The organism is Sediminicoccus rosea, assembly GCF_033547095.1.
In the GTDB taxonomy this organism is placed as follows: Bacteria; Pseudomonadota; Alphaproteobacteria; order Acetobacterales; family Acetobacteraceae; genus Roseococcus; species Roseococcus rosea.
In genome coordinates this window covers 1666783-1681280 of the sequence record NZ_CP137852.1, presented here as the reverse complement: position 1 = coordinate 1681280, position 14498 = coordinate 1666783, and the positions used below count along the sequence as shown (strand labels likewise).

Below are 14498 nucleotides of genomic sequence, written 5' to 3'. Positions count from 1 at the left end.
ACAAGTCTTGTGCATCGCGGGAGGCTCGGTCAATCTCACGACGGACAGCAGGAGATGCGCCGTGAGTTTTGCCCCGAGCCGCCGTTCCCTCCTTCTCGCGGCGGGCCTCACCCTGCCCGCCGGCCTTGCCGGCGCCCAATCGCTGGACGCCATCCGCCAGCGCGGCACCCTGCGCATCGTCACCACCTCCGCCTCGCCGCCGCATGGCTTCCTGGACCCGACCTCGAACACGCTGCGCGGCATCATGTTCGAGGTGGGCGAGTCGGTCGCCCGCCGCATCGGCGTGCGCGCCACCTTCTCCGAAGTGCCCTTCGGCAGCCTGATCGGCGAGATCACCTCGGGCCGCGCCGACCTCATGTCCGCGCCGCTCTTCATCACGCCCGCCCGCGCCGAGGTGCTGGACTTCTCCATCCCCATCTATGGCTGGGGCGAGGGCTTCGTGACGCGCGGCAACAACACGCGCGCCTATCCCGACCTCAACGCGCTCTCCGGCCAGAATGTCGGCGCGCAGGTGGGCACCGTGCAGCTCGAGATGCTGCGCGCCGTGCCCGGCATCCGCGAGGTGCGGACCTATCCCGATGCGCCCACCATGCTGCTCGACCTGCGCGCGGGCCGCATTGATGTCGCGCTGATCGATCCGCCCAGCATCGCCTACCAGCTGCGCGCGCGGCGCCTGACCGACCTGCGGCTGGTCGAGGGCTATCGCCCCGTGAACCGCTGGCAGATCGGCATGGCCGTCGCCAAGGGCAATGCCACGCTGCTGGCGGCGGTGAACACGGCGGTGGCGGCGCTGAAGGCGGATGGCGAGCTGCTGCGCATCCTCACCAGCTGGGACATCCCCGACACGCTGATCCCGTAAGCCAGCGCGGCCGAACCGGCGTGAGCGAACTCTGGGCTGAAATCCTCCTCTACATGCCCGCGCTGCTGCGCGGCGCGGTCTGGACACTGGCGCTCGCCGCCTGTTCGGCGGTGGGCGCCGTCAGCGTCGGCCTCTTGGTCTGCGGGGCGCGCATGTCCGGCGTCACGCTCTTCTCGGCGCCGGCGCGCGGCTTCATCTCGCTCATCCGCGGCACGCCGCTGCTGCTGCAGATCTTCTACATCTATTACGGCCTGCCCGAGCTTGGCATCGTCATGCCGGCCTTCATCGCTGGCGTGCTGGCCCTCAGCCTGAATTTCGGCGCCTACCTGGCCGAGCTGTTCCGCGGCGGCATCCAGTCGGTCGATCGCGGCCAGCGCCAGGCGGCGATGGCGCTCGGCCTCGGCAGCCTGCAATCCTTCGCACTGGTGGTGGCGCCCCAGGCCTTCCGCACCATCCTGCCGGCCCTCGGCAACTACGCGACGGTGCTGGTGAAGGAGACATCGCTCGTCGCCACCATCTCGGTGCTGGAGCTGATGCGCTCAGGCGAATTGCTGGCGAGTGCCACCTTCCGCGTGCTGCTGATCTACAGCCTGGTCGCGCTGATCTACTACACGATCTGCACCCTCATTGCCCGCCTCTTCGTGACGGCCGAGCGCCGCGCCGCCATCCCCGGCTCGCTGGCGGCCGAGATGATGGGCGGCAGCAAGGATGCCATCCTGGCGCGCAGCCTCTCGACGCGGCGCGCGGAGCCCGCCAAACCCGCCTGAACCTCAGCGGGAATGGATTGATGGGCATCCTGATCACCGGCGCCTCGGCCGGCCTCGGCGCGGCGCTCGCGCGCGAATGCGCGGCGCCCGGCGTCACCCTGCACCTCTCGGCGCGCGACGCATCGCGCCTCGCCGCCACCGTGGCCGCCTGCGTGGCGAAGGGCGCCACCGTGCATCCAGTCGGCCTCGATGTGCGCGACGCGGCGGGCATGGCGGCCTGGATCGCCGGGGCGGGGCGGCTGGATCTCGTCATCGCCAATGCCGGCATCAGCGCGGGCACGGGAACCGGGATGGAGGCGCCCGAGGTGGTGCGCGACATCTTCGACACCAACGTGACCGGCGTGCTGAACACGGCGCTGCCCGCCATCACCGCCATGGCCGCGCAGGCGCCAGGGGCCGATGGGCTGCGCGGGCGCGTCGCCGTCATCGCCTCCATCGCCGCCTTCGTGGCGGGCCCGACCGCGCCCGCCTATTGCGCCAGCAAATCCGCGGTGCAGCGCTGGGCCGAGGCGCGCGACGCGACCGAGCGCAAGCGCGGCATCCGGCTGCACGCCGTCTGCCCCGGCTTCATCCGCACCGCCATCACCGACCGCAACGCCTTCCCCATGCCCGGGCTGATGGAGCCGGAGATGGCCGCGCAGCGCACGCTGGCCGGCATCCGTGCGGGGAAGCTGCGCGTGGTCTATCCCTGGCCGCTCTATGCGATGAGCCGCATCATCGGCGCCCTGCCGCCAGGCTGGCGCAACGCGCTGCTGATGCGCGTGGAGCCCAAGGCCGCGCAAGCTTGACGCGGCGCGCCACGCGGCCGATGTGAGCGCGAAGCTTCCGGGAGAACGCCATGACCCTGCCCCGCCGCACCGCCCTCGCCCTGCCCGCCTTCGCCCTGCCCGCCTTCGCCCTGCCCGCTCTGGCCCTGCCCGGCCTGGCCCGCGCGCAGCAGGCGCGGCCCATCCGCATCGTCGTCCCCTTCGCCGCCGGTGGTGCCGCCGACAGCGCGACGCGCAGCATCACCCCGCGCATGGGGGAACGCCTGGGCACGAGCATCGTGGTCGAGAACCGCACCGGCGCCGGCGGCTCGGTCGGCGGCGGCGAGGTGGCGCGCAGCGCTCCGGATGGCACGACGCTGCTGATGGACGCCTCCAGCCACATCGTGAACCCGAGCCTGCTGCGCGGCCTGCCCTTCGACTACGCGACGGCCTTCACCCCCATCTCGCTGGTCTGCACCTTCCCGCAGGTGCTGGCCGTGAAGGCGGATCTGCCGGCCCGCAACCTTGCCGAATTCATCGCGCTGGCGCGCCGCCAGCCACTCAACATCGGCACGCAGGGCAATGCGACGGCGGGGCATCTCGGCCTCGCGCAGCTCAACCGCGCGGCGGGCATCGAGACGACGCACGTCCCCTATCGCGGCGGCGCCGATGCGGCGCGGGACCTTGCCGCCGGCACGCTGGATGGCTGCTTCATCACCATGCTCTCGGCGGGCCCGATCGTGGATAGCGGGCGGGCGCGCTTCATCGCCGTCTCCGCCGCGCAGCGCGTGCCACTGCGCCCCGATGTGCCGACCTTCGCCGAACTCGGCACGCCGGGCATCGAGCTGAGCGAATGGGTGGCCATGTTCGCACCCGCAGGCACGCCCGCCGCGCCCATCGCCGCCCTTCACGCGGCGCTGGTCGCCACGCTGGCCGAGGCGCCGGTCCAGGCCCGCCTCGCCCAGCTCGCCGCCGTGCCGGTCGGCAATTCCCCGGAGGAGTTCGCCCGCTTCGTCACGCAGGGGCGCGCTTCCATGGCCGAGCTGGTGCGCGTGGCGAATATCCGCATTGAATAGGCGCGCCCTCCTCGGCTTCACCCTGCTGCCGCTCGCCGCCCGCGCCGAGGCGCCTGAGGTGCTGGAGCTGGCCGGCCAGCCGGTGCTGGAGCTGGCCCGCCACCCGACGGTCGGGCCGCGACTGCGCTCCATGTCCGCCGGGCGGCAGCGCCTGGTGAGCGACACCCTGCGCGGCGCGGGACCGCCCATCGCCATCACCGACGGGCGCTGGGTGCACGGCTATGGCGTGACCAGCGAGGGGCGGGTCTTCCTCGCCTTCGACACGCGGACGGAATCCGTGGTCATCCTGCTGCTGGAGGGCGGGCGCCCCTCGCTCTTCATCCCGCCCCGCGTGGCGCCCTGGCCTGCCGCGCTGCGCCCCGCCGTGCAGGAATTCGCACCGGAGATGGCGGCGCAGATGCGCTTCGGCGATTAGAGCATGATGCGTTGAGGCGGGATCGCCGAAACGCCGACTCATCCTCTCTGCAATCGCTGGTCCCGGCGGCGTGAACGCAGCCGGGTCTAGCGCGGGCTGCCACCCCCGCAGCGGGCCAGAAGCCAGGCCCGCACCGCCGCATCCTCGGTGAGGCCGGCGGCGCGGCGCCGCGCCTCCCGCGCCGCCTCCACCGCGCCGCTGCGTTCCAGCGCATGGGCGCGCGCCGCCCACCAGGGCTGGTAGTTGGCGAGCGGCCCGGCCATGCCGTCCAGCTCGCGCAGCGCCGACGCCGGCTGCCCCGCCTCGGCCAGCGCGGCGGCACGCGCGACGAGCACGCCCGCCGTGGGTGAAAGCCGCGCCAGCAGGTCATAGAGGCCGAGCAGCGCCTCGGCCCGATCGGCCCCGGTGAGCCGCGCCTCGACATGCACGGACTGGATCGCCGCCTCCAGCTGGAAGCGCCCGAGCGTTCCCGCGCGCGCCGCCGCACGCAGCAGCGCCTCCGCCTCGGCCAGCAGCGGCCGGGACCACAGGGCGGGATCCTGCGCCGAGAGCGGCACGAAGCCCCCCGCCGCATCCCGCCGCGCGCCGCGCCGCGTCTCCGCGTAAAGCATGAGGGCGAGCAGGCCCTTCGGCTCCGGCGCCTCGGGCAGCAGGGCGACGAGCAGCCGGCCGAGCCAGATCGCCTCCTCGGTCAGGCCCTGGCCGCCCGCGCCCTCGGCCAGCAGGTCGGCCCAGCCGGTGCCGAAAGCGGCATAGATCGCGCTCATCACCGCCTCCAGCCGGGGCGGCAACTCGGCCGGGCCGGGAAGCGCGAAGCCGATGCCGGCATCGCGGATGCGGGCCTTGGCGCGCACCAGCCGTTGCGACATGGCGGCGGGCGAGGTCAGGAAGCAGGCGGCGATGCGCGCCGCATCCAGCCCGAGCACCGCCTGCAGCATGAGCGGGGCCTGCGCCTCGGGCGCGATGGCCGGATGGGCACAGACCATGAGCAGTTGCAGCCGGCGGTCCGGAATTTCCGTCATCTCGGGGGCCTCCTCCGCCAGCAGCAACCGCAGCGTCGGCTCGGCGGCGGCGCGCACCTGGGCGTGGCGCCGGGCATGGCCGTGCTGGCGCCGCGCGGCGGTGACCAGCCAGGCCTCCGGATTGTCGGGCACGCCAGTCTCCGGCCAGCGGCGCAGCGCGGCGTGGAAGGCTTCGGCCAATGCATCCTCGGCCGCCGCCACGTCGCGCGTGCGGGCGGCGAGGATCGCGACAAGCCGGCCATAGGCCAGCCGCGCCGCGCGCTCCGCCGCCGCGCCGGCGCTCACGACTCGGCGGGTGGCGGCAGGACGGGACGAATCTCCACCGAGCCGACGGAGGCGGCCGGGCTGCGCGCCGCCCATTCCAACGCGGCGTCGAGATCGGGAACCTCGATGGCGATGAAGCCGCCCAGTTGCTCCTTCGTGTCGGCATAGGGGCCGTCCTGCACATGGCGCTGGCCGTCGCGCAGGCGCAGGGTGGTGGCAAGCATCGGCGGCTCCAGCCCATGGCCGCCGCGCATGATGCCGGCCGCCTGCATCGCGCCGATATAGCCCATCCAGGCACCCCAATAGGCGGGGGCCTGGGCGGGATCGTTGCGCTTCTCGAATTCGCCGGCGGGCTCGGCGAAAATCAGGGCGTATTGCATGGGCGGTCTCCTGGATGGTCGAGGGATCATCCCCTCACCGCCATGAGCCGCGCCATGGGTTGTTTTCGACACCGGGCGAAAAAGAAAAGGGGCGAGAGGTCGCCCCCTCGCCCCTGTTCGGGGAAGCCTGGGGAGGCTGGCTTACGCCGCCTCCTGCTCCTCGGCCACTTCCGGCTTCGGGCCGCTGTCCAGGCCCTTGGCGGAAACGTCCCGATCCACCAGCTCGATCACGGCCATGGCGGCGGCGTCGCCGTAGCGGAAGCCGGCCTTGAGCACGCGGCAATAGCCGCCCTGGCGCGTCTTGTAGCGCTCGGCGATGGTGGTGAAGAGCTTCTCGACCACCGCGTCATCCATGATGATCGCATGGGCCTGGCGGCGCGCATGCAGGCCACCGCGCTTGGCGAGGGTGATGAGTCGCTCCGTATAGGGGCGCAGTTCCTTCGCCTTGGGGAGCGTGGTGGTGATCTGCTCGTGCTTCAGCAGGCTGGTCGCCATGTTGCGAAACATGGCCGCCCGGTGGGACGAGGTGACGTTCAGCTTCCGATTGGCCATACCGTGACGCATAACAAGTCTCCATCAGCGGCCTCGGCCGCAATCACCAATAACACCCAGATGGAAGCGCTACTTCCACCCAGAGGATCCGGCCACACCGTGGCCGGTGCCGCCCAACCGCCCCACCCGCCAGCGCACCAGTCGCGCGGCGAAGCCAAGCCCGCGGAGCGCGCGCCCGGCGCCTGAGGGCGCTAGAACGGATCCTCGATCCGCTTCGCCAGGTCCTCGATGTTCTCCGGCGGCCAGCCGATGATCGGCATGCCCAGCGAAAGGCCCATCGAGGCCAGCACTTCCTTGATTTCGTTCAGCGACTTGCGGCCGAAATTCGGCGTCCGCAGCATTTCCTGCTCGGACTTCTGCACGAGGTCGCCGATATAGACGATGTTGTCGTTCTTCAGGCAGTTCGCCGAGCGGACGGAGAGCTCGAGCTCGTCCACCTTGCGCAGCAGGTTGCGGTTGAAGGGGAGGTCGTCCTCCACCTCGTCGCGGGCCTTTTCGCGCGGCTCCTCGAAGGTGACGAAGAGGGCCAGCTGGTCCTGCAGGATGCGGGCAGCGAGCGCCACGGCATCCTCAGGCACGATCGTGCCGTTGGTCTCCAGCGAGAGCACGAGGCGATCATAGTCGGTCACCTGGCCCACGCGGGTCGGTTCGACCTTGTAGGAGACCTTGCGGACCGGCGAATAGATCGCATCCACCGGGATCATGCCGATCGGCGCATCCTCGGGGCGGTTCATCGCAGCCGGCACATAGCCACGGCCGACCTGGACCGTCAGCTCCATGGAGAGCTTCGCACCGTCATCCAGCGTGCAGATCACCAGCTCCGGATTCGCGATCTCGATGTCGCCCGTCGTCTGGATCATCGCGGCGGTGACTTCGCCGGGGCCGGTCGCCGTCAGCATCAGGCGCTTGGCGCCTTCGCCATTGTAGCGGATGGCGAGCTGCTTCAGGTTCAGGATGATGTCGGTGACATCCTCGCGCGCGCCGGTCAGGCTGCTGAATTCATGCAGCACGCCGTCGATCTTCACGCCCGTCACTGCGGCGCCCTGCAGCGAGGAGAGCAGGATGCGGCGCAGCGCATTGCCCAGAGTCTGGCCGAAGCCACGCTCGAGCGGCTCGGCCACCAGGGTCGCCTGACGCAGATCGGTGCTGCCCGACTCGACCTGGAGCTTCTCGGGCTTGATCAGGGATTGCCAGTTGCGTTCGAGCAAGGGTGTCTCTCCTAGAGCAGATCAGGCCCCGGCGGATGAGCCGGGCGGATGAAGATGCTCACAAAACCAAAAATCCGCGGGTGCGGCCGTCACCGGCGCACCCGCGGTCTCAGAGCGTCGCGCTCAGACGCGCCGGCGCTTGCGCGGGCGGCAGCCATTGTGCGGGATGGGCGTCACGTCGCGGATGGCCGTCACGTGGAAGCCCACGGACTGCAGCGCGCGCAGCGCCGACTCGCGGCCCGAACCGGGGCCCGAGACCATCACCTCGACGGTCTCCATGCCATGCTCGCGGGCCTTCATGCCGGCGTCCTCGGCGGCCATCTGGGCGGCATAGGGCGTGCTCTTGCGGCTGCCCTTGAAGCCCTTCGAGCCCGAGGAGGACCAGGCGATGGAATTGCCCTGGGCGTCCGTGATGGTCACGATGGTGTTGTTGAAGGTCGCGAGAACATGCGCCACGCCGGAGCTGATGTTCTTGCGCTCTTTCTTCTTCGGGCGGGAACCGCCGGGGCTGCGAGCCATCTTACTTCGTCACCTTCTTCTTGCCGGCAATGGCCACGGCCTTGCCCTTGCGCGTGCGCGCGTTCGTGTGCGTGCGCTGGCCGCGCACCGGGAGGCCACGGCGATGCCGCAGGCCGCGGTAGCAGGCCATATCCATGAGGCGCTTGATGTTCATCGCCACTTCGCGGCGGAGGTCACCCTCCACACGGTAGTCGCGGTCGATCACCTCGCGCAGCTTCACGATCTCTTCGTCGGTCAGCTGGTTCACGCGGCGCTCGGCCGGAATCCCCACCTGCTCACAGATCGCGACCGCGTTCTGCGGGCCGATGCCGTAGATATAGCGCAGCGAAATCACCACGCGCTTGTTGGTGGGGATGTTCACGCCAGCGATACGCGCCACGTTCAAGCTCCTGTGGCCCCCGGGAGGGCCCGTCCAATGGTTACCGCGGTTCCGGATGCCCGGCCTTACGGCGAAATTTTCAAACCCCGACACCCTGCCCTGGCGAACCGCGCCTAGACTGGACAGGCAAAACAAAACGCGGCCGAAGAGTGCCCTGGAGACACGCCGCGCCCGTGAGAGGCGCGCACATAGAACCAAGGCTGTCCCCGCGTCAAGCCGTCGGCGAAAGAATCCTCGTCAAAGCGATGGTCACGTCGGACATGTCCGCCATGCCATCCACGCTGCGCAGCTTGCCCTGCGCGGCATAATAGGGAAGCAGCGGCGCCGTCTGGCTGTGATAGGCCGCGAGCCGCGCGCCCACCGTCTCTGCCTTGTCATCCGCGCGCCGGGTAAACTCGGTCCCGCCGCAGGCATCGCAGACGCCGGCCACCTTGGGCTGCTTGAACTTGTCGTGATAGCCCTCGCCGCAGCTCGCGCAGGTGAAACGGCCGGAAATCCGCTCCACCAGGGCCGCGTCATCCACCTTCAGCTCGATGACATGGTCGAGGACCATGCCATTCTCGCGCAGCATCTCATCCAGCGCGGCCGCCTGGGGCGCGGTGCGCGGGAAGCCGTCCAGGATGAAGCCCTTGGCGGCATCCGGCTGCTTCACGCGCGAGGCGATCATCGCGGTGATGATCGAGTCGGGCACCAGCGCGCCGCGTTCCATGATCGCCTTGGCCTCGAGCCCGATGGCGGAGCCCGACTTCACCTCGGCCCGCAGCATGTCGCCGGTCGAGACCTGCACCAGGCCGAAGCGCTGCTCCAGGAGCTTCGCCTGCGTTCCCTTGCCGGCACCGGGGGGGCCGAGGAGGATGAGGTTCATGCGTCTCTCCCTACCGCGGCCTGGGGCCGCGACCGCCCAACCGGGCTTTCTTGATCAGGCCCTCGTACTGGTGGGCGAAGAGATGTGACTGCACCTGTGCCACCGTGTCCATCGTGACGGTCACGATGATGAGCAGCGAGGTGCCCCCGAAGTAGAAGGGGACGCCATAGTTCGAGATCAGGATCTCGGGGATGATGCAGACGATGCAGAGGTAGATGGCGCCCACCACCGTCAGCCGGGTCAGCACGCGGTCCAGATAATCCGCCGTGTGCTGGCCGGGGCGGATGCCGGGCACGAAGCCGCCATACTTCTTCAGGTTCTCGGCCGTCTCCGTCGGGTTGAACACCACGGCGGTGTAGAAGAAGGCGAAGAACACGATCAGCGCCATGTAGAGCCCCATGTAGAGGGGCTGACCATGGGCGAGCAGGTTCGCCATGCTCTGCAGCCAGGTGTCCGCCGTCCGGTCCGTGCTGAAGCCCGCGATCGTGGCCGGCAGCAGCAGCAGCGAGGAGGCAAAAATCGGCGGAATGACGCCCGCCGTGTTCAGCTTGAGCGGCAGATGGGTGTTCTCGCCGCCGAACATGCGGTTGCCGACCTGGCGCTTCGGATACTGCACGGGAATGCGCCGCTGGGCGCGCTCCATGAAGACCACGAGGGCGATGGTGCCCAGCGCCGCCAGCAGGAAGAAGATGATGAAGAAAGTGGAGAGCGCGCCCGTCCGGCCAAGCTCCAGCGTGGAGACCAGCGCCGAGGGCAGGTTCGCCACGATGCCGGCGAAGATGATGAGCGAGATGCCATTGCCCACGCCGCGGGCGGTGATCTGCTCGCCCAGCCACATGAGGAACATGGTGCCGCCCACCAGCGTGATCACGCAGGAGATGCGGAAGGCCATGCCCGGATCCGCCACGGCGGAGCCCGTCGTGCCGCGAATCCCCTCCAGACCGACGGAAATGCCATAGGCCTGCACGATGGCGATCACCAGCGTGAGGTAGCGCGTGTACTGGTTGAGCTTCTTGCGCCCGCTCTCGCCTTCCTTCTTCAGCGCTTCCCAGGAGGGAATCGCCGCCGTCATCAGCTGGACGATGATCGAGGCCGAGATGTAGGGCATGATGTTCAGCGCAAAGACCGTCATCCGGCCCAGCGCACCGCCCGTGAACATGTCGAACATGCCGAGAATGCCGCCGCCGTGCTGGCGCAGCATCTCGCCCATGACCGCCGCATCCACCCCCGGCACCGGGATATAGGTGCCGAGCCGATAGACGATGAGGGCGCCGAGCGTGAACCAGATGCGGTTCTTCAGCTCGGTCGCTTTCGAAAGCACGCCGAAATTCAGGCTGTTCGCGAGCTGATCCGTGGCCGACGCCATGCCCTAAACCTCCTGAGACCTGTCCATGCCGCCTGGCGAAAGCCGGCGGATCACTCCGCCGCGGCTTCCGCCACAGGCAGCGTGACCGTGCCGCCCGCCGCCTCGACCGCCGCGATGGCGGCCGCCGAAGCACCGGAGACGGAGATCTTCACCGCACGCTTGATCTCGCCATGGCCCAGCAGGCGCACGCCCGCGAACTTCTTGCCCTGGCGCACGATGCCGGCCTCGCGCAGCGCGGCCTCGGTGATCTCGGCATCGGCGGAGAGCTTGCCCTCCGCGATCGCCTTGTCCAGCGTGCCGATGTTCAGCGCCGTGTATTCCAGGCGGAAGATGTTCTTGAACCCGCGCTTGGGCAGACGCCGATAGATCGGCAGCTGACCACCCTCGAAGCCGTTCAGCGAGACGCCCGTGCGGGCCTTCTGGCCCTTCACGCCACGGCCGGAGGTCTTGCCCTTGCCGGAGCCGATGCCGCGACCGACGCGCTTGAACTTCGGCCGCGCGCCCTCGTTGTCACGCAATTCGTTGAGCTTCATGACCATGTCCTTTGAAGGAATGACCGCGTTGCCGCGATCAGCCCTCCACCTTGATGAGATGCGCCACCTTGCGGATCATGCCGCGCACCGCGGGCGTGTCCTCCAGCTCGCGCGAGCGGTTGATCTTGTTCAGGCCGAGGCCGATCAGCGTACCCTGCTGACCAGGCTTCTTCCCATTGCCGGACGCGATCTGCGTCACCCGGACGGTCTTCTTCTCAGACATTGGCAGCAGCCTCCGGCGCCGGCTCGGCGGCGCCATCCTTGCGCGGACCCATGAGGTCAGCGACCTTCTTGCCACGGCGGTTCGCCACGCTGCGCGGGCTGGTCGCCAGCGAGAGGGCGGCGAAGGTCGCCTTCACCATGTTGTGCGGGTTGGTCGAGCCGGTGCACTTCGCCACCACGTCGCCCATGCCCAGCGTCTCGAAGACGGCGCGCATCGGGCCGCCCGCGATGATGCCGGTACCGGCCGGGGCCGAACGCAGCACCACCTTGCCCGCGCCGAACACGCCGACCACATCGTGGTGAAGCGTGCGGCTCTCGCGCATCGGGACGCGGATCATGCCCTTCTTGGCGCGCTCGGTGGCCTTGCGGATGGCCTCCGGCACCTCGCGGGCCTTGCCCGAACCCCAGCCGACGCGACCCTTCTGGTCACCCACGACGACGAGCGCGGCGAAGCTGAAGCGACGGCCGCCCTTCACCACCTTCGCGACGCGGTTGATCGTGACCAGCTTGTCCTGCAGCTCGTCGCCCTGCTCCCGCTCGGGCTGGTTGCGGTTCTGGTCGCGGTCGCGGCCACGGCCACGCCCCCGGTTCTCGCCATCGCCGCCACTGCGCGGTTCACGTGCCATATTCGTTCTCCCCGCGGCTCAGAAGGACAGGCCGCCCTCGCGGGCAGCCTCCGCCAGCGCCTTGACGCGGCCATGATACAGGAAGGGGCCACGGTCGAAGACGACCGCGGACACCCCGGCGGCGAGCGCACGCTCGGCCACCAGCTTGCCCACCGTGACGGCGGCGTCCTTGTCGGCGCCGGTCTTGAGGCTGGAGCGCAGATCCTTCTCCAGCGTCGAGGCGGCGGCGACGGTACGGCCGGCCGCATCGTCGATCACCTGGGCGTAGATGTGACGCCCGGAGCGGAAGACCGACAGACGAGGACGGCCACCGCCCTTCACCTTGATCTGGTAGCGCAGGCGCGCCCGACGGCGATCCCGCAATGCGAGTTTGTCGGCCATTACTTCTTCTTCCCCTCCTTCCGGAGGATGACTTCGTTGTCGTACTTGACGCCCTTGCCCTTGTAGGGCTCGGGGCCGCGATAGGCGCGAATCTCGGCGGCCACCTGGCCGACCTTCTGCTTGTCCACGCCCTCGACCTTGATCGCGGTCGGGCGCTCGCAGCTGATCTTGATGCCGGCAGGAACCGGGTAGCGGATCTCGTGGCTGTAGCCCAGGTTCAGCACCAGGTCATTGCCGACCACGGCCGCCTTATAGCCGGTGCCGGTGATTTCCATGGACTTGGTGAAGCCCACGGAGACGCCCTGCACCATGCCCTCGACCAGGCTGCGCGTCGTGCCCCAGAGGGTGCGCTCCCGCGTGCTCTTGCCACGCGGCATCACCGCCACTTCGTTCGCGCGGATGTCGAGATCCACCGCGTCCGTCAGGTCGAGCTTCAGCTCGCCCAGCTTGCCCTTGGCCACCAGCGTGCGGCCGGCCAGCGAAAGCTGGACGCCGGCCGGCACGGGGACAGGATATTTACCAACGCGAGACATGCGGGCCCCCGATCAGAACACGCGGCAGAGGACTTCGCCGCCAACATTGGCAGCGCGGGCCTCGGCATCGCTCATCACGCCGCGAGGCGTGGACAGAATGGAGATCCCGAGGCCGCTGTAGAACTTCGGCAGCTCCTTGATCTTGGAGTAGACGCGACGGCCCGGCTTCGAGACGCGCTTGATCTCCTTGATGGCGGGCTCGCCCTCGGAATACTTCAGCTCGATCTCGATCTGGCTGACGCCGGCGCGAAGCTCCTCCACGCGCCAGGCGCGGATGTAGCCCTCGCGCTTGAGCACGTCGAGCACGTCGGTCTTGAGGCGCGAGGCCGGGGCGACACAACGGGTCTGGCGGGCGCCGTGCGCGTTGCGGATGCGGGTGAGCAGGTCACCCAACGGGTCGGACATGGACATGGGCCGCGCTCCTTACCAGCTCGCCTTGACCACACCGGGGAGCTGGCCCTTGTTGGCCAGATCCCGCAGCTGGTTGCGGCTGAGCTTGAACTTCCGGTAGTTGCCGCGCGGGCGCCCGGTCAATTCGCAGCGCAGACGGATGCGGTTCTTCGCACCGTTGCGCGGCATCTGCGCGAGCTTCAAGGTCGCCTCGAAGCGCTCCTCGATCGGCGTCTCGCGGTTCATCACGACCGCCTTCAGCGCAGCGCGCTTCTTGGCGTGCGACGCGGTCAGCTTCTCGCGGCGCTTGTTCTTCTCGACAGAAGAGGTCTTGGCCATTTGGTCTGTGGTCCTCCGGAACCTGCCGGCTCACGCCGGCGGTTTTCCAATGATTCAGTTGACGAAGGGGAGATCGAAAGCCTTCAGCAGCGCCTTGGCTTCCTTGTCCGTCTTCGCCGTCGTGACGAACACGATGTCCATGCCGCGCACCTGATCAACCTTGTCGTAGTTGATCTCGGGGAACACGATCTGCTCCTTGAGGCCGAGAGCGTAATTGCCCCGCCCGTCGAAGCCACGATTGCCGGGGATGCCGCGGAAGTCACGCACGCGCGGCAGCGCGATGGTGACCAGGCGGTCCAGGAACTCGTACATGCGGGCCTTGCGCAGCGTGACCTTGCAGCCGATCGCCTGGCCTTCGCGGATCTTGAAGCCCGCGATCGCCTTCTTCGCCCGCGTGCGCACCGGCTTCTGGCCGGCGATCAGCGTGAGGTCGGCGACGGCCGCGTCCAGCTTCTTCTGGTCGCCGGCGGCCTCGCCCACGCCCATGTTGATCACGATCTTCTCGAGCTTCGGAACTTCCATCGGGTTCGCATAGCCGAACTCGTCCTGGAGCTTCTTCCGCACGACGTCGTTATAGACAACCTGCAGGCGCGTCGGCTCCGACCAGGAGGCCGCGGCCGGACCGGCGGCGGCCGGCACGGCCTCCACGCGGCGGCTGCTGGTCTCGCCGGCCTCGGGCTTCTTCGCCGCGGGCTTGTTCTTGTTGCCGGGCGCGTTGCCCTTCTTCGTCCCGCTCATGCGTCGAGCACCTCACCAGAGCCCTTGGCCACGCGAACCTTCTTCCCATCCTCGAGGATGCGGAAGCCGACGCGGGTGGGCTTGTCCGTCTTCGGGTCAATCAGCGCCAGGTTGGAGAGGTCGATCGTCGCCTCCTTCGAGACGATGCCCCCGGTCTCGCCCACGCGCGTCTGCTTCGTGTGCTTCTTGACCAGGTTCACGCCCTGCACCACCGCGCGGTTCTCGGTCGGCATCACGCGCAGCACTTCGCCGCGCTTGCCCTTGTCGCGGCCCGAGAGCACGTGCACCCGGTCGCCCTTCTTGATCTTGGCGGCCATG

22 protein-coding genes are annotated in these 14498 nt (G+C 69.1%); 5 read left to right on the top strand and 17 right to left on the bottom strand.

Annotated features, from left to right (window positions below; all coding sequences use genetic code 11):
* Nucleotides 1-61 precede the first annotated feature (61 nt).
* The 5 genes from R9Z33_RS08080 to R9Z33_RS08060 are packed head-to-tail and all read left to right on the top strand — an operon-like array spanning nucleotide 62 to nucleotide 3863.
* On the top strand, nucleotides 62-859 hold the full coding sequence (locus R9Z33_RS08080; RefSeq protein WP_318650781.1) for an ABC transporter substrate-binding protein: 798 nt from the start codon (nucleotides 62-64) through the stop codon (nucleotides 857-859).
* A 20-nt stretch (nucleotides 860-879) separates the two neighbouring features.
* Complete coding sequence (locus R9Z33_RS08075) at nucleotides 880-1626, top strand: amino acid ABC transporter permease (protein ID WP_318650780.1); 747 nt, start codon at nucleotides 880-882, stop codon at nucleotides 1624-1626.
* 20 nt (nucleotides 1627-1646) lie between these two features.
* Nucleotides 1647-2414, top strand: a complete 768-nt coding sequence (locus tag R9Z33_RS08070; protein ID WP_318650779.1) for an SDR family NAD(P)-dependent oxidoreductase — start codon at nucleotides 1647-1649, stop codon at nucleotides 2412-2414.
* A gap of 50 nt (nucleotides 2415-2464) precedes the next feature.
* Complete coding sequence (locus R9Z33_RS08065; RefSeq protein WP_318650778.1) at nucleotides 2465-3448, top strand: Bug family tripartite tricarboxylate transporter substrate binding protein; 984 nt, start codon at nucleotides 2465-2467, stop codon at nucleotides 3446-3448.
* Complete coding sequence (locus tag R9Z33_RS08060; protein WP_318650777.1) at nucleotides 3441-3863, top strand: hypothetical protein; 423 nt, start codon at nucleotides 3441-3443, stop codon at nucleotides 3861-3863. The genes R9Z33_RS08065 and R9Z33_RS08060 overlap by 8 nt, the downstream gene beginning before the upstream one ends.
* Nucleotides 3864-3949: 86 nt before the next feature.
* Here R9Z33_RS08060 and R9Z33_RS08055 read toward each other — a convergent pair whose 3' ends face one another.
* The 17 genes from R9Z33_RS08055 to rplX form a co-directional block, all read right to left on the bottom strand.
* Nucleotides 3950-5170, bottom strand: a complete 1221-nt coding sequence (locus tag R9Z33_RS08055) for an RNA polymerase sigma factor (RefSeq protein WP_318650776.1) — start codon at nucleotides 5168-5170, stop codon at nucleotides 3950-3952.
* Entirely contained in the window at nucleotides 5167-5529 is a 363-nt protein-coding gene (locus R9Z33_RS08050; protein WP_318650775.1) for a YciI family protein, read from the bottom strand. Before R9Z33_RS08050 ends, R9Z33_RS08055 begins: the two co-directional genes overlap by 4 nt.
* A gap of 141 nt (nucleotides 5530-5670) precedes the next feature.
* Nucleotides 5671-6093, bottom strand: a complete 423-nt coding sequence (gene rplQ / locus R9Z33_RS08045; RefSeq protein ID WP_318650774.1) for a 50S ribosomal protein L17 — start codon at nucleotides 6091-6093, stop codon at nucleotides 5671-5673.
* Nucleotides 6094-6272: 179 nt separating this feature from the next.
* Nucleotides 6273-7289, bottom strand: a complete 1017-nt coding sequence (locus tag R9Z33_RS08040; RefSeq protein WP_318650773.1) for a DNA-directed RNA polymerase subunit alpha — start codon at nucleotides 7287-7289, stop codon at nucleotides 6273-6275.
* Nucleotides 7290-7412: 123 nt separating this feature from the next.
* Entirely contained in the window at nucleotides 7413-7808 is a 396-nt protein-coding gene (gene rpsK, locus R9Z33_RS08035) for a 30S ribosomal protein S11 (protein ID WP_213612973.1), read from the bottom strand.
* Between the two features lies 1 nt (nucleotide 7809).
* Complete coding sequence (gene rpsM, locus R9Z33_RS08030) at nucleotides 7810-8187, bottom strand: 30S ribosomal protein S13 (protein WP_213612972.1); 378 nt, start codon at nucleotides 8185-8187, stop codon at nucleotides 7810-7812.
* Between the two features lie 211 nt (nucleotides 8188-8398).
* The gene (locus R9Z33_RS08025; protein ID WP_318650772.1) at nucleotides 8399-9052 is read right to left on the bottom strand and encodes an adenylate kinase; all 654 of its coding nucleotides are present in this window, start codon (nucleotides 9050-9052) and stop codon (nucleotides 8399-8401) included.
* Nucleotides 9053-9062: 10 nt separating this feature from the next.
* The gene (secY, locus tag R9Z33_RS08020) at nucleotides 9063-10418 is read right to left on the bottom strand and encodes a preprotein translocase subunit SecY (protein ID WP_318650771.1); all 1356 of its coding nucleotides are present in this window, start codon (nucleotides 10416-10418) and stop codon (nucleotides 9063-9065) included.
* Between the two features lie 50 nt (nucleotides 10419-10468).
* Nucleotides 10469-10951 carry a 50S ribosomal protein L15 gene (gene rplO / locus R9Z33_RS08015; protein WP_318650770.1) on the bottom strand — a complete coding sequence of 161 codons (483 nt, stop codon included), beginning with the start codon at nucleotides 10949-10951 and terminating at the stop codon, nucleotides 10469-10471.
* Between the two features lie 37 nt (nucleotides 10952-10988).
* The gene (gene rpmD, locus R9Z33_RS08010) at nucleotides 10989-11174 is read right to left on the bottom strand and encodes a 50S ribosomal protein L30 (protein ID WP_318650769.1); all 186 of its coding nucleotides are present in this window, start codon (nucleotides 11172-11174) and stop codon (nucleotides 10989-10991) included.
* Complete coding sequence (rpsE, locus tag R9Z33_RS08005; RefSeq protein ID WP_318650768.1) at nucleotides 11167-11799, bottom strand: 30S ribosomal protein S5; 633 nt, start codon at nucleotides 11797-11799, stop codon at nucleotides 11167-11169. Before rpsE ends, rpmD begins: the two co-directional genes overlap by 8 nt.
* A gap of 18 nt (nucleotides 11800-11817) precedes the next feature.
* Entirely contained in the window at nucleotides 11818-12180 is a 363-nt protein-coding gene (rplR, locus tag R9Z33_RS08000) for a 50S ribosomal protein L18 (RefSeq protein ID WP_213612966.1), read from the bottom strand.
* Nucleotides 12180-12713, bottom strand: coding sequence for a 50S ribosomal protein L6 (gene rplF / locus R9Z33_RS07995; RefSeq protein ID WP_318650767.1), 534 nt, complete (start codon nucleotides 12711-12713; stop codon nucleotides 12180-12182). Before rplF ends, rplR begins: the two co-directional genes overlap by 1 nt.
* A 12-nt stretch (nucleotides 12714-12725) precedes the next feature.
* Nucleotides 12726-13124 (bottom strand): 30S ribosomal protein S8, encoded by a 399-nt coding sequence (gene rpsH / locus R9Z33_RS07990; protein ID WP_213612964.1) that lies wholly within the window; start codon nucleotides 13122-13124, stop codon nucleotides 12726-12728.
* Between the two features lie 12 nt (nucleotides 13125-13136).
* Nucleotides 13137-13442, bottom strand: coding sequence for a 30S ribosomal protein S14 (rpsN, locus tag R9Z33_RS07985; protein ID WP_318650766.1), 306 nt, complete (start codon nucleotides 13440-13442; stop codon nucleotides 13137-13139).
* Nucleotides 13443-13496: 54 nt separating this feature from the next.
* Nucleotides 13497-14180, bottom strand: coding sequence for a 50S ribosomal protein L5 (rplE, locus tag R9Z33_RS07980; protein WP_404830663.1), 684 nt, complete (start codon nucleotides 14178-14180; stop codon nucleotides 13497-13499).
* Complete coding sequence (gene rplX, locus R9Z33_RS07975) at nucleotides 14177-14497, bottom strand: 50S ribosomal protein L24 (RefSeq protein ID WP_318650765.1); 321 nt, start codon at nucleotides 14495-14497, stop codon at nucleotides 14177-14179. Before rplX ends, rplE begins: the two co-directional genes overlap by 4 nt.
* Nucleotide 14498: the final 1 nt, after the last annotated feature.